At 65.6% G+C, this 23,771-nt stretch carries 24 protein-coding genes; 7 read left to right on the top strand and 17 right to left on the bottom strand.

Translation table 11 applies throughout. The annotated features are described in order from the left end of the window. Positions 1 to 22: 22 nt before the first annotated feature. Positions 23 to 1,681 carry a type VII secretion protein EccE gene (gene eccE, locus AC51GT_RS01090; protein WP_496327589.1) on the top strand — a complete coding sequence of 553 codons (1,659 nt, stop codon included), beginning with the start codon at positions 23 to 25 and terminating at the stop codon, positions 1,679 to 1,681. Here the strand turns inward: eccE and manA are convergent. From manA to AC51GT_RS01075, 3 genes are all read right to left on the bottom strand, one after another. Beyond that, on the bottom strand, positions 1,675 to 2,907 hold the full coding sequence (manA, locus tag AC51GT_RS01085) for a mannose-6-phosphate isomerase, class I (RefSeq protein ID WP_496327588.1): 1,233 nt from the start codon (positions 2,905 to 2,907) through the stop codon (positions 1,675 to 1,677). The two genes, eccE and manA, sit on opposite strands and share 7 nt — an antisense overlap. Further along, positions 2,907 to 4,007, bottom strand: a complete 1,101-nt coding sequence (locus tag AC51GT_RS01080; protein ID WP_496327587.1) for a hypothetical protein — start codon at positions 4,005 to 4,007, stop codon at positions 2,907 to 2,909. Before AC51GT_RS01080 ends, manA begins: the two co-directional genes overlap by 1 nt. A 98-nt stretch (positions 4,008 to 4,105) precedes the next feature. After that, positions 4,106 to 5,506 (bottom strand): phosphomannomutase/phosphoglucomutase, encoded by a 1,401-nt coding sequence (locus AC51GT_RS01075; RefSeq protein WP_496323546.1) that lies wholly within the window; start codon positions 5,504 to 5,506, stop codon positions 4,106 to 4,108. A gap of 128 nt (positions 5,507 to 5,634) precedes the next feature. Between AC51GT_RS01075 and AC51GT_RS01070 the strand changes: the two genes are divergently transcribed. After that, a complete protein-coding gene (locus AC51GT_RS01070; RefSeq protein ID WP_496327586.1) occupies positions 5,635 to 6,852 on the top strand; it encodes a phosphatase PAP2 family protein in 1,218 nt (405 codons plus the stop codon). On the opposite strand, the gene AC51GT_RS01065 is transcribed toward AC51GT_RS01070, so the two are convergent. Beyond that, positions 6,773 to 7,201: a DUF3499 domain-containing protein gene (locus tag AC51GT_RS01065; RefSeq protein WP_496323544.1), complete on the bottom strand. Its 429-nt coding sequence runs from the start codon at positions 7,199 to 7,201 to the stop codon at positions 6,773 to 6,775. The genes AC51GT_RS01070 and AC51GT_RS01065 overlap by 80 nt on opposite strands. A gap of 75 nt (positions 7,202 to 7,276) precedes the next feature. On the opposite strand from AC51GT_RS01065, the gene AC51GT_RS01060 reads away from it, so the two are divergent. Further along, the gene (locus AC51GT_RS01060) at positions 7,277 to 7,783 is read left to right on the top strand and encodes a metallopeptidase family protein (RefSeq protein ID WP_495515234.1); all 507 of its coding nucleotides are present in this window, start codon (positions 7,277 to 7,279) and stop codon (positions 7,781 to 7,783) included. Positions 7,784 to 7,955: 172 nt separating this feature from the next. Here the strand turns inward: AC51GT_RS01060 and AC51GT_RS01055 are convergent, their stop codons facing one another. Next, positions 7,956 to 8,213, bottom strand: coding sequence for a WhiB family transcriptional regulator (locus tag AC51GT_RS01055; RefSeq protein ID WP_496323543.1), 258 nt, complete (start codon positions 8,211 to 8,213; stop codon positions 7,956 to 7,958). 465 nt (positions 8,214 to 8,678) lie between these two features. On the opposite strand from AC51GT_RS01055, the gene cofD reads away from it, so the two are divergent. From cofD to AC51GT_RS01040, 3 genes are read left to right on the top strand one after another with little or no spacing between them, the layout of a single operon-like run. Continuing rightward, positions 8,679 to 9,701 (top strand): 2-phospho-L-lactate transferase, encoded by a 1,023-nt coding sequence (cofD, locus tag AC51GT_RS01050; RefSeq protein WP_496323542.1) that lies wholly within the window; start codon positions 8,679 to 8,681, stop codon positions 9,699 to 9,701. Further along, positions 9,694 to 11,079 (top strand): coenzyme F420-0:L-glutamate ligase, encoded by a 1,386-nt coding sequence (locus tag AC51GT_RS01045; RefSeq protein WP_496327585.1) that lies wholly within the window; start codon positions 9,694 to 9,696, stop codon positions 11,077 to 11,079. Before cofD ends, AC51GT_RS01045 begins: the two co-directional genes overlap by 8 nt. After that, positions 11,076 to 11,642, top strand: coding sequence for an NUDIX hydrolase (locus AC51GT_RS01040; protein WP_496323540.1), 567 nt, complete (start codon positions 11,076 to 11,078; stop codon positions 11,640 to 11,642). The genes AC51GT_RS01045 and AC51GT_RS01040 overlap by 4 nt, the downstream gene beginning before the upstream one ends. Positions 11,643 to 11,664: 22 nt before the next feature. Here the strand turns inward: AC51GT_RS01040 and glgC are convergent, their stop codons facing one another. Continuing rightward, the gene (gene glgC, locus AC51GT_RS01035; protein ID WP_496323539.1) at positions 11,665 to 12,882 is read right to left on the bottom strand and encodes a glucose-1-phosphate adenylyltransferase; all 1,218 of its coding nucleotides are present in this window, start codon (positions 12,880 to 12,882) and stop codon (positions 11,665 to 11,667) included. Positions 12,883 to 13,037: 155 nt separating this feature from the next. On the opposite strand from glgC, the gene glgA reads away from it, so the two are divergent. Beyond that, a complete protein-coding gene (gene glgA, locus AC51GT_RS01030; protein ID WP_496323538.1) occupies positions 13,038 to 14,207 on the top strand; it encodes a glycogen synthase in 1,170 nt (389 codons plus the stop codon). Here the strand turns inward: glgA and AC51GT_RS01025 are convergent. The 11 genes from AC51GT_RS01025 to dapE all read right to left on the bottom strand — a co-directional run bounded on the left by AC51GT_RS01025 (position 14,180) and on the right by dapE (position 23,684). Beyond that, positions 14,180 to 15,016, bottom strand: a complete 837-nt coding sequence (locus AC51GT_RS01025; RefSeq protein ID WP_496327584.1) for a putative RNA methyltransferase — start codon at positions 15,014 to 15,016, stop codon at positions 14,180 to 14,182. The genes glgA and AC51GT_RS01025 overlap by 28 nt on opposite strands. Before the next feature lie 41 nt (positions 15,017 to 15,057). Further along, positions 15,058 to 15,225 carry a DUF3117 domain-containing protein gene (locus AC51GT_RS01020; RefSeq protein ID WP_023963302.1) on the bottom strand — a complete coding sequence of 56 codons (168 nt, stop codon included), beginning with the start codon at positions 15,223 to 15,225 and terminating at the stop codon, positions 15,058 to 15,060. A gap of 131 nt (positions 15,226 to 15,356) precedes the next feature. Then, positions 15,357 to 15,677, bottom strand: coding sequence for a DivIVA domain-containing protein (locus AC51GT_RS01015; RefSeq protein ID WP_496327583.1), 321 nt, complete (start codon positions 15,675 to 15,677; stop codon positions 15,357 to 15,359). 33 nt (positions 15,678 to 15,710) lie between these two features. Next, a complete protein-coding gene (locus tag AC51GT_RS01010; protein ID WP_496323535.1) occupies positions 15,711 to 16,454 on the bottom strand; it encodes an acetoacetate decarboxylase family protein in 744 nt (247 codons plus the stop codon). Next, entirely contained in the window at positions 16,451 to 17,305 is an 855-nt protein-coding gene (locus AC51GT_RS01005) for an SDR family oxidoreductase (RefSeq protein ID WP_496323534.1), read from the bottom strand. The genes AC51GT_RS01010 and AC51GT_RS01005 overlap by 4 nt, the downstream gene beginning before the upstream one ends. A 133-nt stretch (positions 17,306 to 17,438) precedes the next feature. Next, the gene (locus AC51GT_RS01000; RefSeq protein WP_496323533.1) at positions 17,439 to 18,455 is read right to left on the bottom strand and encodes a glucosyl-3-phosphoglycerate synthase; all 1,017 of its coding nucleotides are present in this window, start codon (positions 18,453 to 18,455) and stop codon (positions 17,439 to 17,441) included. After that, positions 18,452 to 19,363, bottom strand: coding sequence for a dihydropteroate synthase (gene folP / locus AC51GT_RS00995; protein WP_496323532.1), 912 nt, complete (start codon positions 19,361 to 19,363; stop codon positions 18,452 to 18,454). Before folP ends, AC51GT_RS01000 begins: the two co-directional genes overlap by 4 nt. After that, positions 19,317 to 21,035 carry a long-chain-acyl-CoA synthetase gene (locus AC51GT_RS00990; RefSeq protein ID WP_496327991.1) on the bottom strand — a complete coding sequence of 573 codons (1,719 nt, stop codon included), beginning with the start codon at positions 21,033 to 21,035 and terminating at the stop codon, positions 19,317 to 19,319. The genes folP and AC51GT_RS00990 overlap by 47 nt, the downstream gene beginning before the upstream one ends. A gap of 157 nt (positions 21,036 to 21,192) precedes the next feature. Next, on the bottom strand, positions 21,193 to 21,732 hold the full coding sequence (locus tag AC51GT_RS00985) for an LOG family protein (protein ID WP_496323531.1): 540 nt from the start codon (positions 21,730 to 21,732) through the stop codon (positions 21,193 to 21,195). After that, complete coding sequence (locus tag AC51GT_RS00980; RefSeq protein WP_496323530.1) at positions 21,729 to 22,508, bottom strand: LOG family protein; 780 nt, start codon at positions 22,506 to 22,508, stop codon at positions 21,729 to 21,731. The genes AC51GT_RS00985 and AC51GT_RS00980 overlap by 4 nt, the downstream gene beginning before the upstream one ends. Positions 22,509 to 22,571: 63 nt before the next feature. After that, a complete protein-coding gene (gene dapE / locus AC51GT_RS00975) occupies positions 22,572 to 23,684 on the bottom strand; it encodes a succinyl-diaminopimelate desuccinylase (protein WP_496324089.1) in 1,113 nt (370 codons plus the stop codon). Positions 23,685 to 23,771: the final 87 nt, after the last annotated feature.

Here is a 23,771-nt window from a genome sequence, read left to right as displayed (position 1 = left end):
TTCGACCATTGGATCGGGGCCGATGGCGGTGGGGGGATTCATGATTGTTGTGGTCGCGATCGAGTTGTTGATCGCCGGTGCGCTGGTGCTGTCCTATGACAACGGCGCGCTGTGGTGGATTGCGCTGACCTGCGCCGTTGTGTTGTCGGCGCTGCTGGTCGCCTTGCCCGGCCGGACATCGGTGGCACGCCTGTTGACGTTGCGGCTCGGGCTCTGGCGTCGCCGTCTGCTGCCCGGCTCCGAACCGGACGGGTCGAAGCCGGATCAGGCGCCGTTCGACATCCCGATACCCGACGGGACGCCCATCGGCGCACGGTGGGACGGCACCTCCCTGATCACCGTTCTCCGGATCGACACACCACCGCCCGCGATCGGACTGCTCGATCCCCACGGATGCACCGGGATCCCCGGCATCCCGCTGTCGGCCCTGGCCGAGAGCGTTCGCCAGTTCGACATCGAGCTCGAATCGATCGACGTCATCAGTCATGGCATCCGGTCGCACGGCACCGGCCGGGTGGCACAGGTCTATCTGCGCACGTTGGGCCCACTGCCGGCGACGGCTTACCGATCGGTTCTGGTCGTCCTTCGACTCGATCCGTCCCGGTGCCCGGAGGCGGTGGCCCGTCGTGGCGGCGGATCCGAGGGTGCGCTGCGCACCGCTCTGGTCGCCACCCGCCGGGTGGCCAACCGGATCGGTGGTCGCGGGCTGTCCGCAACCGCGTTGACCGCGGCAGAGATCACCGCGGCCACAACACAACTCGCCCACGGCGCCGGCAGCACGGAGGTGTCCGAGAGCTGGAGGTCGGTGTCGGCCGGTCGGCTACAGATGTCGACGTTCGCGATCTCACCCGATCATCTAGCGTCCGCTCTTGCGGCGGTATGGGCGGTCCCGTCGGTGTCGACGACCGTCACGTCACGGTTCCGGTCGACACCCGACGGAGACACGTCCCTGCGGACGCTGGTCAGATTCAACACCCTGAACCCCGACCCACCCCGGATCGACGGGCTGCTCCCCCTCCACGGTCGCCAGCGAGCTGCCCTGGCCGCCGGCCTGCCGGTGGGCGCCGCCGATCGCCTGCCCCCGATCGGGGAGCACACCATCTCCGGTGACGAACTGGCCCAGATCTTCCTCGCCGCGGCCGGGTGCGGCCAACTCATCGGAGCCGACCACAGTGGACGTGCGGTGGCGGTCGATCTACTCGGAGGCCGTCCGCATCGCGTCGTCATCGCCGGTGGGTTGCACCTGGCCCAGCAGGTACTGTTGCGCGCCATCGGTGTCGGCGCCCGGGTGCTGATCTACAGCGACCGCCCGGGGCACTGGCAGCAGTTCGTCACCGCGGTGGGCGATCCCGGGCTGGTGGCGCTGGCCGGGGGCCGAGTGTTCCCAGGTCATTTCACGGTGGCACTGTTCGACGGCCTCACCCCGACCACCGTTGATGCATCGACGGTCATCTCACTGACGTCCCCCGGCACCAGCACGGAAGCAGCCGACGTCCGGCTTATCCAGAATCATGCTGCGCCGCAAGATATCTGGATCTCGACCCCCGGGGGGTCGGCCATGGTCACCATGGTGGCCACCGGCGATGAGATCGGTTTCATCGGCAGCAGCCTGCCCTCGACCAACGGCGCCCAGGATGATCCGGGACGGCCCGTCGTCACAGGGGCTTCGGCGCCCTACTGACCGGGGACGAGGGCGCGGAAGAAGACGCTCCGCGCGCTGGCCGCATGCACCACCACATCGGGATCACAGTCGGCAAGCCACACCGCATGGCCCTGTGGGACCAGCAAACTGGCGTCCGCACCCCTCAACTCGATGGCCCCGGACGTGCACAGCAGGATCTGCGGCCCGGGCACATCGAACAGGATCGATGACGGTTTGTGGATACCGGTGCCGTCGAGTTCCACCATCGACAACCGGAACTCCGAGATCGGTGTTTGATAGATCAATTCGGCATTGAGGGTGCGGAGCGTGGGCGTGACGTCGGACGCCGCCACCGGCGTGAAATCGAGTACCCGGAGCAATTCGGGCACGTCCACGTGCTTGGGCGTCAATCCACCGCGGAGCACGTTGTCGGAGTTGGCCATCACTTCGACGGCAGTACCGCCGAGGTAGGCGTGCAGATTGCCGGCCGGCAGGAACAGTCCCTCGCCCGGGCGCAGTGAGATCCGATTGAGCAGCAGGACCGCCAATACACCGGAGTCGGCCGGGTAGCTCTCACCGATCTCCAGCAGTGTCCGGACCTCGGCCGCGAAGTGACCGTTCCCGTCTGACAGATAGCGGATGGCGCCGTCGAGGACCGCCGGGATCAGGGTGGTCAGCGCCGATTCCGGAAGCGTGATCCAGGTGGTGAACAGGGCGCGCAATCCCTGCGAATCGGGTTCTCCGGCCAGCATTCCCAGGTATGTATCGAGCTCGGGCACCTGCAGTGCCCGCAGTAGGTCGACGGTTTCGGTGACATCACGAAATCCGGCCAGCGCCTCGAACTCGGTGATGGCCACGACCAGCTCGGGCTTGTGGTTGTCGTCGCGATAATTGCGGTGCGGGGCACCGATCTCGATCCCCTGGGCGTTCTCCCGCGCGAACCCGTCTTTGGCCTGCTCCAGACTGGGATGCGCCTGCAACGACAAAGGCTCTTCTGCCGCAAGGATTTTCACCAGGAACGGTAAACGCCCCCGGTACCTGTCCGCACACGCCTGACCGAGCTGACCCCGCGGATCGGCATCGACCACATCGAGCAGGGTCTGCCCCTGCGCCCCACTGTCGACCGGTGCCGGGGCCGCCGGGTGCGCACCGAACCACAATTCGGCCTCGGGATGGGGGCTCGGCGTCGGCAACCCACGCAATTCGGCCAGCGCTGTTCGTGAACCCCAGGCGTAAGGCCTGACCACACCGTCGAGCAGGTGCATCAGTGGCTGCCGACCAGCCGCAGGTACGCGCCGGCCATGTCGGCGCGCAACGCGAGGATCATCAGCGGCACAAGATCTTCCATACCGCCACCGCGGCCCGTCGGCTCGGCGGTTGGCTGTTCTGCCGGACCGCTCGTCCGGATGTCGACATCGGCCAGCGCGGCGGTGCGCCGACGGACCAGCCACTCCCGATCCGGGGTGGTCAGCAACTGCACGCGAACAGGTTCTGTCGGTATCGGACCGTCGATCGCAGCGTCGTGAAATATGGGATCGTAGTCTGCCGGCATGGAGTCACCGTACCCCGCGAGCAATGCCCCCGCAGCCATGACATCACCCAGATCCGTTGCGGTACTGACCACTCCGGCACCAGCGAAAACCGTCCGGGACGCATGTACCGCGACCACCATCCCGGCCTCCGTATCCCCTGTCCACACGGTTCTACGATCTGCAACACGAACTGCCAATTCTTTGGCCGCGTTGTGGAACAACTCATGCCCGGGATGATTGCCGGCGGCTTCGGTATCCAACTCATCGGCCATCGCCGACAGATCCGGATGCCGACCTTCGAACCGGACCGCACGCAAGCCGTCGAGCACCGCGAACATCGCCGCCACATAGTGCGCGAACCGATACGGCGCGGGAACATGTACGCGCGGCGACAAATCCACCACTGGACCGGCCAAAGCCTCCCGAAGCGGCCCCTCGACCGGTCCGGCGACCACGACCTCGGCCCGGCGCCGCCCGGCCCTGGTCGCCGCGTCGGACAGTCGGGGATCCCCGGCGTCGTCACCGGCGATCACGACCACGTCCAGGGGCCCGATCCACGACGGCACGGCACGGCACTTGATCAACGGGACATCGATGTGCGGGCCCGCCAGTGCGATCACCAGATCCACGGCCTGCGCGGACGTGCCGTCGCCGCACACCACCACCACCGCACGGGGCAGGAGCCGCTCGAGCGGTTCGAGTACACCTTCCGACCCGGCCGCGGCCATCGCGCGGCACTGGGCGCCGGCCAACGCCGACGCCGGCAGCAGGCCATCGATGTCGGCGTCCAGCAGCGCGGCGACGTCGTCGATTTCAGGCGCTCCGGTCAACATGGGTCCAGCCTAGTGCCGCGAGTCGAAAGTTTCTTGCAGGTATCCGGTCGAACGCCGGAGACAGCAGACGGACTTTCGGCTCGTGGCGGGTTTGTGCATCAGCCCCGAACGACCGCCAGGATTCGTTCGGTCAGTGCATTCACCCGTTCGGTGGTCGCGGCCTCGACATTGAGCCGCAGCAGTGGTTCGGTGTTCGACGCCCTCAGGTTGAACCAGGAGCCGTCGGCGAGATCGACCGTCACACCGTCCATCTCCGTCGTACCGGTGAGCTCGTCGGCGAAATCCGCCAGCACCGCTGCGGTGCGGGCGGCCTGATCGTCGACCGTGGAGTTGATCTCACCGGAACTGGCGTAGCGCTCGTACCGCGCCATCATTTTCGACAACGGCTGATCCGACGCTCCGAGAGCCGCGAGCACGTGCATGGCCGCGAGCAGGCCCGAATCAGCACCCCAGAAATCGCGGAAGTAGTAGTGGGCCGAATGCTCGCCGCCGAAAATCGCACCGGTCTCCGCCATCTGCGCCTTGATGAACGAATGGCCGACCCTGGTCACCAGTGGTTCACCGCCCAGCTCCCGGACGAGTTCGGGGACTGCCCGGGAGGTGATCAGGTTGTGGATGACAGTGCCTCCCGGGTGCTTCGCGAGTTCGCGCTCGGCCACCAATGCGGTCACTGCCGACGGGGACACCGGATCTCCCAGTTCGTCGACCACAAAGCAGCGGTCGGCGTCGCCGTCGAAGGCCAGGCCGATGTCGGCTCCGGTCTCCCTCACATAAGCCTGCAGATCGACCAGATTCTTGGGATCGAGCGGATTGGCCTCATGGTTGGGGAAAGTTCCATCGAGCTCGAAGTAGAGTGAACGCACGGTGAACCCCTCGGAACCACCCAGGACCACCGGAACTGTGTGACCACCCATGCCATTGCCCGCATCGACGGCGACTGTCAAGTGCCGCAGACCGGAAAGATCGACGAGCTTGTGCAGAAACGCCGCATAGTCCTCCAACACGTCGCGTTCGTCCAGCGACCCTCTGACGACGGGCGCGCCGGCATCGCCAGTGGTGGCGGGTCCCTCGACCAACTCACGCGAAATGGTCGCCAGACCGCTGTCCTGGCCCACCGGTTTCGCACCGGCCCGGCACATCTTGATGCCGTTGTAACTCGCCGGATTGTGGCTTGCGGTGAACATCGCGCCCGGCCGGTCGAGATCGCCGGAGGCGAAGTAGAGCTGGTCGGTGGAGGCCAGCCCGATCAGGGTCACGTCGAGTCCCTCGTCCAGGGCACCGTCGGCAAACGCCGCGGCGAGCTCCGGAGACGATTCCCGCATGTCGTGTCCGACCACCAGCGCCGACTGCCCCTCGCTCTTCATCAGACGCGCGAACGAACCACCCACCGCGCGGACGAACGGGGCATCGATCTGCTCTCCGACAAGTCCTCGTACGTCGTAGGCCTTGATGACGGCACTCACCAGCTCTTGGCTGAAGAGTTGCGCGGGACGATCCACGGATTGGCTCCTTCTCTGTCGGTAAAGCACCACGAACTTGCATGCACACACGCGCCGGCCCGGCCGTTCCACGGCGATCAGAACATGCCGTCGAACGGATCGGCAGACAACGGGGTCAACGCCTAATCATGACCGATCTACAGACCCCGAAGACCGACGCCCCTCCTACATCTTGGTACTCACGGCTGCGGTTCGCCGAGTTCAAAGTCGCCCGCCTCGGTGCGGAGCGGTTGAACCTCACGCTCATCCGGCGTGTGACCGTGACGATCTGGGCACTGACCGTGCTCGTGTTACTGGCCACCCGGACCATGTCCTTTGGCCGTTCCTACGTCCTTGTCGCGCTGGGACTCGGCCTCGCCGCGATGTCCATCGGTCGACGCAATGTGCTGTCGGTGGTCCGTGACTGGCTGCCCTTCGGCGTCCTGCTCGCGGTGTACGACTCCACGCGCGGTCTGGCCGCGTTCCTCGGCATGCCCACCCAGTGGCATTTCGCCGTCGACGCCGATCGCTGGATGTTCCACGTGGTGCCGACCGTCTGGTTGCAGGAACAACTCAAGATGGCCGACGCCCAGTGGTGGGAGGTGTTCACGAGCTTTGTGTACATGTCCTATTTCATCGTTCCCTACGCCGTCCTCGGGTTCATCTGGCTCCGCGACCGGGTGCAGTGGCGTCGGTTCGCGGTGCGGCTCATCATGATCTTCTTCCTGGGACTCATCGGTTACGTCCTGGTTCCCGCAGCTCCCCCGTGGGCGGCCGCAAAGTGCACCTCGGCCGAACTGGTCGGCGGACCGGCCTTCCCGCACTGCATCACCACACCCGAACAGGTCGTGCCCGACAACATCCTCGGCCAGGTGGCACCCGAACACGAAGGTGCCGCCCCCTACATCGAGCGGATCTCCAGCCGCGGCTGGGACGTGCTGCACATCGGTCCGGTGCGGGACGTGATCGAGGTCGGCCAGGACAAGTCCAACCAGGTCGCCGCCATCCCGTCGCTGCACGCCGGGGTCACCGCGTTGCTCGCCATGTTCATGTGGGGCCGGACCAGAGCGCTCGGACGGACCATCTTCACCGGCTATGCGCTGGTGATGGCGTTCACTCTCGTGTACTCGGCCGAGCACTACGTGATCGATCTGATCCTGGGATGGGGTCTGGCCGCGCTGGTGATGGTGATCTGCAACTACGGCGAAAAGGCCTGGAGCAAGCGCAAAGGGCGCGACCCGGAGAGCAGCATCGAACCCGCTGTAGCCGAACCGGTGACGGTCGGATTCAGTCCACGGGATCAGGCAACACTCGAAGGTGTCCACGTCGACCCGGTCGCGGGCGCGGAAGCGGGTCGGGACCGCTGACCTGGGTCTGCGCCCTGCTCAGGTGGGGCGCAGACTCGGCGCTGGGTACCGAGGTCACATGCGAGACCAGGGAGCCGCCGCCGGTGGCTTCGCGTACGGCCTCGGCCAGCGCCGTCAGATCGTCCTCGTCGCGCGTGGGTGCCGCGAACCCGCCTGCACTCCGCAGCATCTCCCAGCCCCGCGGAACGGTGATCCGGGTTGCGTGGGTATCGCACAGATCCCACGAATGCGGTTCTGCAGACGTCGCCAACGGCCCGACCACGGCGGTCGAATCTGCGTACACGAAAGTCAGCGTTGCGACCGCCGGGTTGGCGCAGCCGGGCCTGGAACACTGACGTGGAAGCCTCACGGGTGGAAGATTATCCCTATCTACCGGCGGGTCGAAGTAGGACACACCGCACAGACCTGCTTAGACTTGCGACTTATGGCACCCATTCGTCCTCCGCTGGTCCGACCACGGCGTCGACGATCGGTTCGAGGTGTTCCCCGAGTCCGCGATCGTCGGGGCCGCGGCCTGCGATCATCCCTGCTCCCGGTCCACGTGCCGGCCTGGACCAGCCGGTCGCAGTCGTTCGACGCAGTCGTCCTGGAAGCCTTCGCCGAGATCGATGCCCGTTGGCACGATCGGCTCACCGGCCTGGACATCGCGGTCGACGAGGTGCCGCGAATGCTCCCTCGGGATCCCGACACCGTGCAGTGGCCCGCCGAGGTCACCGCCGACGGGCCGATCCCGCTGGCCCGCCTCATCCCGCCGGGTATGGACGCGGACGGCCGGGCGACCAAGGCCCGCATCCTGCTGTTCCGGCGACCGCTCGAGAGTCGGGCCAAGAAGGGCGCAGACCTGTTGGACCTGGTCCACGAGGTACTCGTCCAGCAGGTGGCCGCCCACCTGGGTGTCGACGAAGACACAATCGACCCGCCGCCCCAATAGGGCAGACGGGTCGCCAAGTGCCGTAACCGCGACCCGAAGTCGCGATGTACAAATGGTCTTGCCAAAGGTATTTGTCGAAAAGCGTTACGCCGCAACAGTTCAAACTGCGCGGCCATCCCCCGATGTCACCTTGTGATACATCACCGACGCGCGGTGAGAGAACTTTCCCGACTCAGACGATGCCGCGCTTGATGCGACGACGCTCGCGCTCCGACAAGCCACCCCAGATACCGAACCGCTCGTCCTTGTGCAGCGCATACTCGAGACATTCGGCGCGTACCTCACATCCCTGGCAGATCCGCTTTGCCTCGCGGGTCGAGCCTCCCTTTTCCGGGAAGAATGCTTCAGGATCGGTCTGGGCACACAGTGCCCGGTCCTGCCACTGATCCTCGACGAGGTCGAACAGGTCGTCGAAGGCGGTGGTGACCAAGCTGAGTCTGGGGCGTTCGTTCTGAGGGTCTTCGGGTGCGTTCAATTGCGAATCGACTTGCGGTTCAAGGCTGTTGGTAGCCATGTGTTCCAGAGCCATCGCCCCGCCTCCTCATCTGGACTTCGAATTGTGCAGGTGGTCAGTCGTATTCGAACAAGTGATCGATCCCCATGCCCCACAACAATTCTCGTTGTCAAAACTGGGAATGACACTGATGTGATTAGACACGGTTTCGGGGGTCCAGGTCAAGCCGCAGGGCAAATTTGCTTTACCACCCCATCGGGTGATTCCGGAGTCTCGACACGGCCTTGATGACCAAAAAGACACCCGCCGCGATTCGAACAGTTCGAACACCGCACAGCCGGTTGTGACCGACCCCTCGATGCTACGTGTCCCCGCCGATGACGCGAGTGCGATAGTGGGCCGGACCTGAGCCCGCCCCACCCGGCACTAGGCTGGTCCCTTGTGAAGGTGACCGTTCTTGTTGGTGGCGTCGGTGGCGCCCGATTTTTGCAGGGTGTTCGCGAACTCCTTGGACACACGTCGTTCCCCGACGTCCTGGCGGAGGGTCGTCCGCCCGCCGAGCACGAGGTGACGGCGGTGGTCAATGTCGGCGACGACGCCTGGATGCACGGCGTACGCATCTGCCCCGATCTCGACACCTGTATGTACACGCTCGGTGACGGCATCGACACCGAACGCGGGTGGGGCCGCCGCGGCGAGACCTGGCATGCCAAAGAAGAACTGGCCGCCTATGGCGCCGACCCCGACTGGTTCGGACTCGGTGACCGCGACCTCGCCACCCATCTGATCCGCACCCAGATGCTCGACGCCGGATACCGGCTCAGCGACATCACCGCGGCGCTGAGCCGGCGGTGGGATCCCGGTGTCCGGCTGTTGCCCGCCACCGACGACCGGCACGAGACCCATGTGGTGGTCACGCGCACCAGCGCGATCGGAACCGAGGTGACCGAGGAGAAGGTGGCGATCCACTTCCAGGAATGGTGGGTTCGTCACCGCGCCCAGATCCCGACACACGGTTTCGCACAGGTGGGTTCAGACGACGCCAAAGCCGGCCCCGGGGTGCTCGAGGCGATCGCCGAGGCCGACATCATCCTGTTCGCCCCGTCGAATCCGGTGGTCAGCGTCGGTGCCATCCTCTCGGTTCCCGGTATCCGCGGGGCCCTGCGCACCGCATCGGCGCCGGTCGTCGGCATCTCCCCCATCATCGGCACCAGCCCGCTGCGCGGGATGGCCGATGAGTGCCTCTCGGTGATCGACGTGGAGACGACCGCCGAGGCCGTCGGCAGGCACTACGGTGCCCGCAGCGCCAACGGCGTACTCGACGGCTGGCTCATCGCGCCCGGCGACACCGCCGACATCCCCGGTGTGAAGGTCGCCTCGGTGCCGCTGTTGATGACCGATCCCGCCGCCACCGCCCAGATGGTCCGCGACGCCTGCGATCTGGTGGGCGTGTCCTATGAGTGAGTCCGGATCGGCGAACGAGTCCGCGCCGCCCGCCCCGCAGGACCATGCCGCTGCGGGCAGCATCGAGATCATCCCGATCCCGGGCCTGCCCCGGTTCAACCCCGGTGACGATCTCGCCGCGGCGCTCGCCGACGCAGCCGGATGGATCCGCGACGACGACATCCTCGTCGTCACAAGCAAGATCATCTCCAAGATCGAGGGCCGGATGGTCCCGGCCCCCACCGATCCCGACGAACGCGATGCGGCCCGCCGGGCCTTGGTCGACTCCGAAGCCGTCCGGGTGGTGGCGCGCAAGAACCGCACGCTGATCACCGAGAACAAACTCGGCATCGTCCAGGCCGCCTCCGGTGTCGACGGCTCGAATGTCGGCAGCGACGAATTGGCGTTGCTCCCGGTCGATCCCGATGCCAGTGCGGCGACCCTGCGGGCGTCCCTACGTGCACGTCTGGGCGTAGAGGTGGCTGTGTTGATCACGGACACGATGGGACGCGCTTGGCGCATCGGACAGACCGATGCCGCGATCGGGGCCGCAGGAATCGCAGTGACGCACCCCTACGAGGGGACCGTCGACGAGTACGGCAACCCACTGATCGTCAGCGAGATCGCGGTCGCCGATGAACTGGCCGCTGCCGCAGACCTGGTCAAGGGCAAGCTCGGAGAAATCCCGGTGGCCGTCGTCCGCGGACTGCAGCCTCGCGAAAACGGCACCACGGCAAGAGATCTCGTACGTCCCGGCGAGGAAGACCTGTTCTGGCTCGGCACTGCCGAGTCGCTCGAGCTCGGCCGTCGACAGGCATTGCTGATGCGACGGTCCGTGCGCAGCTACACCGGCGAGCGGGTTCCCGAAGAGATCATGCGGGCCGCTTTTGCCGACGCACTGACCGCGCCGGCTCCGCACCACAGTCACCCGGTGCGGTTCATCTGGCTGCGTGGGCACGCTCGCCGCGTCGCACTGCTCGATGCGATGGCGCGCCGCTGGAGAGAACACCTGACCGGCGACGGAAAAACCGACGAGTCGATCGGAAAACGCGTGGCCCGCGGCCAATTGCTCTACACCGCACCCGAAATGGTGATCCCCGTGCTGACCGGCGATGGCCGCCACGACTATCCCGACGCGGAGCGGACAGCCGCCGAACGCACCATGTTCACCGTGGCCGGCGGCGCCGCGGTCCAGGGTCTGCTGGTCGCGCTCGCCACCCGATCGGTGGGTAGCTGCTGGGTGGGGTCGACGATCTTCGCTCCCGAACTCGTCCGCAGCGAACTCGACCTGCCTGCGGACTGGGAGCCGTTGGGCGCGGTGGCGATCGGCTATCCCGCCGAACCGACCGACCGGCCCCGGCCGGCTGCGAGCATTGACTCACTGGTGGTCGAACTGTGAGCGCAAGCAGCCTGCACGAGTCGGCGAGCGACCTGCTCACCCGGTGGCAAACCCCTGATCCACACCAGGATTCACTGCGTCACACGATGCTGGCCTTTCTGGCCGCCGCCCCGAACGGGTGTCTGCGTGAATCGGCCGCCGGCCACATCACCGCATCGACGATCGTCTTCAACTCGGCACGCACCCATGTGTTGCTGACGCTGCACCCCAGGGTCGGCAAGTGGATTCAGCTCGGTGGTCACTGCGAGGAGAGCGACACCACGATCGCCGACGCGGCAACCCGCGAGGCCCAAGAAGAATCCGGTATCGCCGACCTGCGGATCACCGGCGAACTGGTCCAGGTCCACACCCACCCGATCACCTGCTCACTGGGCGTCCCGACCCGGCACCTCGATCTGAGATTCGCCGCAGTCGCCGACGACCTGCCGAACGGCTCACTGCCCGAGTTCGTTCGCAGCGACGAGTCGGTCGATCTGGCCTGGTGGCCGATCGACGCGCTGCCCGACAACACCGAACACCCGGCGATCCCGGACCTGATCACCGCAGCCCTCAACCGGTTCTGACCGCTCGACCGCGGCCCGCGGCTCAGACCCGGATACCTTTTCCGATCGCGACCACGCCGCCGGCGCTGAACGCGAAACGTTCGCGGTCGCGTTGTTCGTCGACGCCGACGATCTCGCCGTCGGTGACCACAACGTTCTTGTCCAAGATGGCCTTTCGGACCACTGCGCCTTTACCGACCCGGACACCGGGCATCAGCACACTGCCTTCGACGGTGGCACCGTCCTCGATGATCACGTTGGAACTGACCACCGAGTTGCGGACGGTGGCCGCGGAGATGATGCTGCCCGCCCCCACCATCGATTCCTGTGCGAGTCCACCTTTGACGAACTTCGCCGGCGCCACGAGATAGTCGGCCGAGCCGTGGATGGGCCAGCGCCGGTTGTACAGGTTGAAGATCGGGTGCACCGAGACCAGATCCATATGGGCGTCGTAGAAGGCGTCCAACGTGCCGACGTCGCGCCAGTAACCGCGGTCGCGGTCGGTGGCGCCGGGGACCTGGTTGTCCTTGAAGTCGTAGACGAACGCCTCGCCCCGCTCGACGAACGCCGGGATGATGTCGCCGCCCATGTCGTGGTCGGAGTCGCTGTTGTCGGCGTCGAGTGTGATGGCCCGCACGAGGGCATCTGCGGTGAAGACGTAGTTGCCCATCGACGCGAAGGTGGCATCGGGGTCGTCGGGGGTGCCGGGCGGATCGGCGGGCTTCTCGAGGAACTGGGTGATCCTGCCGCTGTCATCGGCATCGATGCAACCGAAGGCGGTGGCCTCGCTGCGCGGGACGCGGATGCCGGCCACCGTGCATTCGGCGCCTGAGGCGATGTGCGCCTCCACCATCTGCTCCGGGTCCATCCGGTAGACGTGGTCGGCGCCGAAGACCACGATGTAGGCGGGCTGCTCGTCGTAGACCAGGTTAAGCGACTGGAAGATCGCGTCGGCGCTACCGGTGTACCAGCGTGGGCCGAGCCTTTGCTGCGCCGGGACCGGGGTGATGTATTCACCGTTGAAGCCCGACGGCCGCCACGTCTGCGAGATGTGCCGGTCGAGTGAATGGGACTTGTACTGGGTGAGCACACACAGACGTGAGTAGCCGGCGTTGACGAGGTTGCTGAGCACGAAGTCGATCAGGCGGTATCCGCCACCGAATGGGACGGCCGGCTTGGCGCGGTCCATCGTCAGGGGAAAGAGTCGTTTCCCCTCGCCGCCGGCAAGAACGATCCCAAGGACATGGCGCTGTGAAATCACTCCTTCAACCTATCCGCCATCCGAGTCCGCGGCCATAGACGGGTGCAGATCTTTCGAAATCGCTTGGCCCCAGCCGATTAACCTGACGGCCCGAACGCTGTGATCTTTTCGACCCCCGTTGGCACAGCCCGCCACACCCGGCTAGCGTCAAGGTCATGCGCGTGGCAATGATGACCAGGGAATATCCGCCAGAGGTTTACGGCGGGGCCGGGGTTCACGTCACCGAACTGGTACGGCACATGCGCACACTGGCCACCGTCGACGTCCATTGCATGGGTGCCGAGCGCCCCGGTGCCGAGGTCCACGGCGTCGATCCGGCATTGATCGGCGCCAATCCGGCCATCACCACGCTGTCGTCGGATCTGCGGATGGCAGTGGCGGCCGAAGGCGCCCAGGTCGCCCACTCGCACACCTGGTACACCGGCCTAGCCGGGCACCTAGCCGCGCAACTGCACGGCATCCCGCACGTATTGACCGCACATTCACTCGAACCGCGGCGGCCCTGGAAGGCCGAACAGCTCGGTGGCGGCTACCGGGTGTCGAGCTGGGTGGAGAAGAACGCCATCGAATACGCCGACGCGGTGATCGCGGTCAGTTCCGGCATGCGCATCGATGTCTGCGATGCCTATCCCCGCCTGGATCCGGAGAAGGTGCACGTGGTCCGCAACGGCGTCGACACCCAGACCTGGCACCCGGTCGATCCGGCGGAAGCCGATGCCGCACTGACCGCATTGGGGGTGGACCCGCGTCGTCCGATCGCGGCGTTCGTGGGCCGGATCACGCGACAGAAGGGCGTGCGCCATCTGATCGCGGCGGCCCATCACATGGACCCCGATCTGCAGCTCGTATTGTGCGCCGGAGCGCCCGACACCCCCGAGATCGGGGCCGAGATCGCCGCGGCGGTGGAACAGCTCTCCCAGACGCGGTCCGGGGTGTTCTGGATCCGGGAGATGCTACCCACCGACCGGATCCGCGAAATACTCTCCGCCGCAACAGTTTTTATCTGCCCGTCGATTTACGAACCGCTGGGCATCGTGAATCTGGAGGCGATGGCCTGCGGCACGGCCGTGGTCGCCTCGGACGTCGGCGGCATTCCCGAGGTCGTGCGCGACGAGATCACCGGACTTCTGGTGCACTACGACGAAAACCGGACCCGCGACTTCGAACACGACCTCGCCCAGGCGGTCAACCGGGTCATTGCCGATCCGGAGCTGGCCCGGTCGATGGGTGCGGCGGGTCGGGCTCGGGCGATTGCCGACTTCTCCTGGGATTCCATCGCCGAGCAAACGTTGCGGATCTACGAATCCGTCTGCAAGCCGGTCTGATACACCGCGACGGTCACCGATGCGGTGACGGTCACCGGATCAGGCAGGGAGGCCGATTTCGCGTCGACCTCGGCCTTGGATAGGTGAAATGCCGAGGGGCCCATGAGGACGACGTCCGCCACGTCGTCGTGGGTGAGCTCTATCGGGTATTCCACCAGCGTTCGTTCGGTGCGGACGAAGTGCCCGGACATGCTGTTGCCGATGCGTTCCGACTTGTCTTTGTCGACGCCGATCATCCCGACCTCCGACACCAGTTCGGCCAGGTGTCGCGGCGTCGGGGACACGACCACCAGGGTCCTGCCGGGACGTAGCACCCGCGCGAACTCGGAGACGTTGCGGGGCGAAAAGATGGACAACGCAACGTCGATGGCGTCGTCGGCGATCGGAAACGGCTGCCATCCGTCGGCCACAACGGCCCCGATGGAGTCCGACAACCGACTCACCTGTCGAGCGGCGATCTTGGAAAGGTCAAGGCCCACACCGCGTCCGCCACACGCTTCGACGGCGGCCGCGAGATAGTGTCCGGTCCCGGCACCGACATCGAGAATCGTTGCCGCCGGAGGGCATTGCCGTGAGACGGCCGACATGATCGGATCAAAGAACCCGCGCTCGAGGAATCTGGTTCGGGCGGCCAGCATGTCGGCGGTGTCTGAACGAAAGTTGCTTCCGGCCCCGCCCAACAGGGTTACGTACCCCTGCCGGGCGAGGTCGAAGCCATGGCCCGCCGGGCACCACAGGGTGCGGTCGGCGAGTTCCAGCGATCCTCGGCACACCGGGCAACGCAACAGATCGACCACAGTGGTCAGCACGCGTTCGATCGTCTCCTTCAGTTGCCCTTACGGCGTGGTACTCAGGCGGTCACCCCGCGCAATTCTTCACCCAATGCTGCCGCCTCGTCCGAGGTCAGCTCGACAACCAGTCGGCCACCGCCCTCGATGGGGATGCGAACAACGATTCCTCGCCCCTCCTTGGTTGCTTCAAGGGGACCGTCCCCGGTCCGTGGCTTCATCGCCGCCATCTCTGCTCCCTTCAGATTCGCTGCCTCAGTCGGCGTCGAAGTCTGATCTTATTAGGTCGATGCCAGCGTTTGCTGACACCGCACGTTTCGGTGCTGCGTGGTCGCGCTCCATACTACGGACCGCCGACCGGTTATTCTTCCCGTTGCGCAGGGCTTTCGGCCTCTTCACGAGCTTGAAGATCGTGTAGTGCATTCCGCAACTCGTCGATTTCGCGGGCGAGTTTCTCGAGCGCCCAGTCGACCTCACTTGCTTTGTAGCCACGGGTCACCTGTGCGAAGCGCAGTGACCGCACGTCTTCACCGGTGATCCCGGCGCGGGGCAGACGCGTCAGGGTGGTTCCGCGCTCGAGCGGGGGAAGATCCTCCGAACGACCGAAGACCAACCAGACCACGGCGAACACCACACCGATCACCGCGACCATGATCAGCAGGTAGAGCAGAAGTGTCAGCACGTCATCCACTATTCCAGGTCGGCTGAGGTGCTGTTACCCGGCGCTGCGCACCTGGGCATCCTCGAAGGTCATCTCGATGTGCCCGACCGACGACGTCATCAGCGCGTACCGGCCGAGTCGAAGCCGACGTAGCTCCTCGGCGATCGGATGTGATCCGAGCTGCAGGCTCGCTCCCCCGGGCCGGGTTCGCGTGTCAGCGGTCCGGTTGAGGACCCAGGGCGTCTCGCGCGTGACCCCGTCCAGATACGAGTAGGCCCGAAGCACCGCAGTCGCATCGGAATCGGGAACCTTGATCCCCGGGCGAACGGTGAGCGCGACAATCAATTTTCCGCCTTCGCTCACGACGCCCCGCTTCGTTGCCGACGAGTGGTCGACGTCGAAGTCCGCCAACGTTTTCGGAAAACCCCAGATCCCGCGGCCTGCGGCGAGCGTGAAGTCGCCATCGACCGGCAGACGATGCACCAGGGCGCGGGCCTGCCCGGTCGCCAGCGCGCGAAGATTTCCCAAAATGGTCGACCGCCCGGGCGTGTCGGGATCTTCGAGCAGCACACACACCCCAAACTCGTTGTAAGGGCCGAGATCTCCGTCCACATAATCGACGAAGACCAGCATGCACATCGTCCTACCCGGCCTGACCTGCATCACCCGCAGTCCGGTGTCGGCGATCATCTCCTGTGCCGCAGCGGCCGACGCCGTGAAACCGGCCACAAAACAACTCGCATGGCGAATCCGGACCGGCATCTGCACCTCGGTTCCGAGAACCTCGTGTGCGGTCATGACGTCACCGCATCTTCCGAGGCAACTACCCCGCGCAAACCCTCAGTGCCGAACAGTGGTTCGAGCATCGAACTGAAGTCGGGCCCGCGGCGCAGCATCTGGCCACCGTCGACATTGATGACCTGCCCGGTGATCCAGGTCGATTCGGCGCCGAGCAGGAACAGTGCCAGACCCGCGACGTCCTCGACCTCGCCCACGCGCTGCAGCGGTGTACTGACGCGATAGTCCTCGCTGAGCGCGGGATCCTGCACGACGAGGTCGACGAGTTCGGTGCGCGTCAATCCCGGACGGATCCCGTTGACGCGAACGTTGCTCGCGCCCAATTCGTCTGCCGCCAAGGCGACCAGGTGATCGACCCCGGATTTGGTGACACCGTAGGCACCGAACCACCGGTGCGTATTGCTCGCAGCGATCGACGAGATCGCCACGATGGAACCGCCGCCACCTCGAACGAGTTCGCGCGCACCATGTTTGATTGTGAACATCGTGCCGTTCAGATTGAGATCGACGGTCCGCTTCCAGGCCTCGGTGTCCATCTGGGTGATCGGCCCGATGGTCTCGCTGCCGCCGGCACAGGCGACGATGCCGTCGAGTCGGCCGGTGCGTTCCGTCGCTGCGGCCACCGCGCCTGCGACCTGCTCCTCGGAGGTGATGTCCGCGGCGTGCGCGTACACGGCACCCTTTCCGGTGCCCGCGTTGAGTCCGGCGGCGACCTTCTCGAGTCGCTCGGCGCCGCGACCGACGATGGTGACCTGCGCGCCCCGCTCACAGAGCAGTGCCGCAATCCCCTCCCCGATCCCGCTGCCACCACCGGTGACCAGAACTGACTTACCCACCATCGAATCCGACATCTACCCACTCCCCGTAGAACTAGAACATGTTCTAACTACGGTAGCTGCCCCTGCCCCCAAACGCGCCGGATATACGAAGACGAGCCACATGTATGTGGCTCGTCTTCGTATTACCGGCTCGTTTGGGGTGGTGCTATGAGGCTCGGCGACGTCGCGCGGGTACCGGCGGGCGCAGCGTGTTCATCGCCGGCCGGTCGGTGAGATGAACCTCGGTCGTTTTCGGCAGGAACGTGCCATCGGGCTGGATCTTGAACTGGGTGAGTCCGACCCCGGAATCGACGATCCCGCAGCGGCCCATCAGGGTGCCGACGATCTGACGGCTCATCACCCCGAGCTCCACCAACGGACGGTTGCGGTGGGTCCGGACGCCCAGGTTGACCTGGCCGATCCCGGCCAGGCCGTAGCGGTCGTACGTGTCGACCAGCAGGCCGATCTCCACGCCGTAACCCGGGGCGAACGGCACCGCACACAACAGCTCGCGAGTGCCGGCGTACTCCCCGCCCAGCGGCTGCAGAACCGCGGTGAGTTCGGGCTTGAACGAGGCCAGCAACGGTCGGGCGACGAGTTCGGTGACCCGGCCGCCGCCGTTGGCGTCCTCGCCCTGTCCGGTGCGCAGCGGACGACGGTAGAAGCCCTTGACCAGATGGATCTCGGGGTTGATGAGCAGTGGTCCGAGCAACTTGGGCACGAACATCGGATCGGGATCGATCAGGTCGGAGTCGACAAATGCGATCAGGTCGCCGGTGGTCGCGGCAAGCGAGCGCCAGAGGACCTCACCCTTGCCACGGACGGGCTCGACCTCCGGGACAGCCTCTTCTCGGCTGATCACCCGGGCACCGGCGGCGGTGGCCCGCTCGGCGGTGGCGTCGGTGGACCCCGAGTCGAGCACGATCAGCTCGTCGACGAGGGTGCCGACAAGCGGACGGATCGAGGCGATCACGTCCGCGACGGTGTCTTCTTCGTTCAATGCCGGCAACACCACCGACACGGTCCGGCCGTTCTTGGCCGCGACGAGCTCCTCGACAGTCCAGTCAGGACGGTCCCAACTGTGATCCGCAGCCCAATGGGCCGCGGGTGACTCCTGCGGAGCCGATGCGATCGGCGCCCATGCACGTTCGGTTCTTCCGGTGACTTGCTTCCCAGCGGTCATGCCAAACCCCTTACTGTTCGGGCAGGTGGCCTGGTGCCCACAATCGCGGCCACCATGTCGACCACCCTTCGTGTGGCGGCTACCTCGTGTACGCGAAAGACCCGGGCCCCCGAAGAGGCTGCGAGTGCCGTCGCGGCCAGAGTCCCCTCCAACCGATCTTCCAGGCCTACCCCCAAAGTCTCCCCTACGAAATCCTTGTTGCTGAGCGCCATCAGGACCGGCCAACCGGTGTTAACGAGAACTTTTACGTGGCGTAACAAAGCCAGCCCGTGATGGGTATTTTTCCCAAAATCGTGGGTCGGATCAATAAGGATCGAATCGCGATCCACACCGGCCGCGAGTGCGCGAGCGGCCGCCCCGGTCACCTCGGCGACGACGTCGGCCACCACATCGGGGTACCGCACGCGGTGCGGGCGGGTGCGTGGAACCGCACCACCGGTGTGCGAGCAGACGATGCCGACCGACAGCTCCGCGGCCACCGACACCAGGTCTGGGTCGGCCCCGGCCCACGTGTCGTTGATCAGGTCGGCGCCGACGGCCACCGCCTCGCGGGCCACATCGGCCCGCCACGTATCGACGCTGATGATGAGGCCCGGGTGTCGCTCGCGGATCCAGGCGATCATCGGTAACACCCGCCGGATCTCTTCCGCGGCATCCACGATGTCGCCCGGACCGGCCTTGACGCCGCCGATGTCGACGATGTCGGCTCCCTCGGCGACCGCCTGGTCCACCCGCGATTTCGCGGCTTCGTCCGAGAAACTCACACCGCGGTCATAGAACGAGTCCGGGGTGCGGTTGACGATGGCCATCACCAACGCCCGATCCGTGGCAACCGGTCGGCCACACAGAGTGGGTGCCAAGTCAGCCTCTGGGTACTTTCGCTCCGGCGACATCATTTGGATAGTCATCGTAGAACTTGACATACCCTTCGCCACGTCCGGTCAAAACATAGAGATCGTCATCGCCCACGTCGGTGAATCCCTGATCGCGTAGCTCGACCTTGCGGTTCTTGAAGGTCGACGTCTGTTCCAGTTCCGGCACGACCCGCAGGAACAGCGGAATCGCATACGAGGGCAGCTGCTCGTACAGGTAGCCGCCCAACTCCTTGGGGTCGAGCTCCGCGCCCTCGCGCAGGGTGATCGCAGCCATGCCGGCCTTGCCGTCGGCGCCGGGTACCTCGACGCCGTAGACCACCACGTGCTCGATCGACTCGACACCACCGAGCTCTGCCTCGACCTGGGTGGTTGCCACATTCTCGCCTTTCCAGCGGAAGGTGTCACCGAGACGGTCGACAAAGGCGATGTGGTTCATCCCGAGGTCGCGGACCAGGTCACCGGAGTTGAACCAGCGGTCGCCGGACTTGAAGGCATCGGTGATGATCTTCTTGTTCGAGGCATCCGAGTCGGTGTACCCGTCGAACGGCACCTTGGACGAGATCTCCGAGATCAGCAGGCCTGCTTCACCTTTGGGAACCCTCCTCAGCCGGCCCTTGGCATCCCGCGCGGGCTCGCCGGTCTCGTGGTCGTATTCGACGATCTTGAACGGCAGCGGGCAGAACCCGGCTGTCCGGTCGATGTTGAAGACATTGATGAACGCCAGGTTCAGCTCGGAGGCGCCGTAGAACTCGACAACCCGCTCGATCCCGAAACGCTCGGCGAAGTCGTCCCAGATCTCGGCCCGCATGCCGTTGCCGACGATCGTCTTGATCCCGTTGGTGGCATCGGTGGGCTGCTCCGGTTGGGCCAGCAGGTAGCGGCACAACTCTCCGATGTAGCAGAACGCGGTGGCCCGGTTGATTTCGACGTCGTCCCAGAACCGCGAGGCCGAGAACGACTTGCCGATGGCCAGACACGCACCCGAGGCCAGCACCGAGGACAGCGCCACGGTCAGCGCATTGTTGTGATAGAGCGGTAGCGGCGAATACATGGTGTCGGTGTGCCGCAGACGCACGCCCATCCCGCCGATACCGTCCATGCTGGTCATCCAGCGGTAGTGCGACATGATGCTGGCCTTCGGCAAACCTGTTGTGCCGGAGGTGAAGATGTAAAAGGCCTTGGTCGATGCCGGCAGCTTCGCGGTGATCTCGGGGTTATTCTCGCTCAAACCCTCGGCCTGCGCGTCGAGTTCGACGAAGTCGACTGTGACGGAGGGCAGTTCCGTCTTGTCGATGGATTCGAGGGCCTCGGCGGCCTCCGGGTCGACCACCAGCACCACCGCGTCGAGGATGCTCACACTGTGGGACAAGACCTGTCCGCGCTGGTTGTAGTTGAGCATCCCGGCCACGGCACCGAGCTTCACCGTCGCGAGCATCACCAGCAGTGTCTGCGGATGATTCTTGGCCAGCACGCCGACCACATCGCCCGGGCCGACACCCTTACGGGCGAAGAAGTCGGCATAGCGGTTGATCTGGCGGTTTGCCTCGCCGTAGGTGATCGACACGCCTTCGAACCGGATGAAGGGGCGCTGCGGATGCTTGGCGACCACCTTGTTGAAGACCGACCCGATGGTGTCCTGCGCCTTCGGCCTCCGCAGTACCAGTCCCGGCGCATGCCGGATGACTCCCGGAAGATCCGGGACCATCGCCAGTGCCCCCCTGGCCACGTCGAGTAGTCCAACACTGGTCCGGTTCTCGCTGACCACATAAGCTCCGATGCTCGTGAGTTGTCCCTTGGCCCAACCTATCGGGGGCTCGATGAACTATCACGGTAAAGCCCCCGACTGGCAAGGTTACCGATAATCACAGATAGACCCCACACCCCGCGAGGGCTTCGGTCACCGTGCTCGTCTGCACCAACCGGTCCAACGCCGATCTCGAGACAAAACCCGGTTCGATCATCGTCTCCAGCCAGTCGAGCAGCGGCGCGTAGTGCCCGTCGGGGTCGAGGAGTACCACCGGTTTGCTGTGCATTCCGAGGTACCCGGCGGTCCAGGTCTCGAACAACTCTTCCAGCGTGCCGATACCGCCGGGCAGGGTGATGAAGGCGTCCGCCTTGTCCTCCATCAGCTGCTTGCGCTGCCGCATCGTGTCGGTGATCACCAGTTCGTCGGCGTCGATGTCCGCTACTTCCCTGGCCACCAACGCCTTTGGGATGATCCCGATGGTGTGGCCGCCGGCCGCGCGGGTGGCGTGGGCGACCGCGCCCATCATCGACACGTTGCCACCACCGGAGACCAGGGTGTGCCCGCCGGCACCGAGTGCGGTGCCCAGTTCGGCGGCCAGCGCCAGATGATGATCGGCGACCGGGCCCGACGCGCAGTACACGCAGATCGCGGTCATGCCTGATCCTCCGGTTTTCCGGCCTGCTTCTGCACGTCGTGCTCGCGCTGCCGCGAGAGCTTGATGATCTCCACTGCCTCGGCGACGGAGTCGGTCACCTGCAGCAGCTCGACGTCGGCCGCTGACACGAACCCCTGTTCGGTCAGCGTCCCCTTGATCCAGTCGAGCAGTGGCGCCCAGAACTCGGTGCCCAGCAACACGATCGGGAACTGGGTGACCTTCCGCGTCTGCACCAGGGTCAGCGCCTCGAACAGCTCGTCGAGGGTGCCGAAACCGCCCGGCAGGCAGACGAACGCCTTCGCGTACTTCACGAACATCGTCTTGCGGACGAAGAAGTACCGGAAGTTGACCCCGAGATCGACCCACTCGTTCAGCACCTGCTCGAACGGGAGCTCGATGCCCAGGCCGATGGATTGTCCACCGCTCTCACAGGCACCCCGGTTGACCGCCTCCATCAATCCCGGACCACCGCCGGTGATCACCGGATATCCGGCCTCGGCCAGCGCGGCACCGAGTTCGCGGCCCAAATTGTAGTACGGGGTGTCGCGCGCGGTGCGCGCCGACCCGAACACCGTGACGGCCGGCGGCACGGTCGACATGTTGTCGAATCCCTCGACGAACTCGGACTGGATCCGCAGCACCCGCCAGGGATCCCTGGCCGAGTCCGCTGACCTGAGCAAACGCTGGTCGGTGGTCTGGGTCAGTGTGTGTGGGTCTTCGCGGATCCGCGCTGCGCCGCGATAACTCAGCCGGGTGTCGCGTTCGGGAGGTGCCATGCCCAAGACGCTAGCAATGTGCAATGCATCGCGTCCGACAGGCAAGCCCGAGGCAAGGAGACCTCAGCCGAGCAGGTACCGCCGCAGGATGTCGGTCACCTCGGTGATCTGCGCCGTGGGCACCCGCTCGTCACGTTTGTGTGCGAGGTTCGGGTCGCCGGGGCCCAGATTGACCGCCGGGATACCCAGCGCGGAAAACCTCGAGACATCGGTCCATCCGTACTTCGCCCGGAACCGGCCACCGGCCGCGTCGACCAGCTTCGCGGCAGCCGGGTTCGACAGACCTGGCAGCGCACCGCCTGCCGCGTCGGTGATCTCGAACGTGACCTCACCGGAATCGATTGCGGCGGCGAAGACTTCACGCACGTGCGCGGTGGCCTGTTCGACCGAGCGGTCCGGTGCGAATCGGAAGTTGACGTCCACGCTCGCCGCGTCGGGCACCACATTTCCGGCGACGCCGCCGTCGATGCGGACCGCGGACAGCCCCTCGCGATATTCGCAACCGTCGATGTCGACCCGGCGAGGGGTGTAGTCGGCCATCGTCTGCAACACCGCGCCGAGTTTGTGGATGGCGTTGTCCCCCAACCACGAACGGGCCGAATGCGCTCGGGTGCCCGCGGCGGTCAGCCGGGCGCGCAAGGTGCCCTGGCAGCCTGCCTCGATCTGGCCGGCCGTCGGCTCACCGAGGATCGCGACATCGCCGGACAGCCAGTCGGGCAGATCGCGTTCGATGAACCCCAGTCCGTTGTACTTGGCCGCGATCTCCTCGCAGTCGTAGAAGACCAGGGTGAGATCGGCGGTCGGTTCGTCGAGGGTGGCCGCCAGATGCAAGAAAACCGCGTCGCCGGATTTCATGTCGACTGTTCCGCAACCATGGAGCACATCGCCTTCGGGGCTGTCGCGTTCGCGCCGGCTCGGCACGTTGTCGGCGATGGGCACGGTGTCCAGATGTCCCGCCAGGATCACCCGCCGATCGAGACCGCGGTTGGTTCGCGCCAGCACATTGTTGCCGTGGCGCACGATCTCGAAACCGGTGGTCTGCGCTCGCAGCGCCGCCTCGACGGCGTCGGCGATCGCAACCTCGTCGTGGCTCTCACTGGCGATGTCGACGAGCGCTGCCGTCAGGTCGATCGGGTCGGCATGCAGGTCCAGAGCGGTGGTGGTCACGGTGAACACCGTAGTCGCCGACCGATGACGCTCACGAGCCCCCCGATGTCCGAAATGTTCATCATCATCGTCCATGTCGCAAATAGCATCGACGCC

It is taken from the genome of Williamsia sp. z34, from assembly GCF_059553395.1.
The sequence above is the reverse complement of the archived record's forward strand: the minus strand, read 5'-3'. Positions and strand labels throughout refer to the sequence as shown.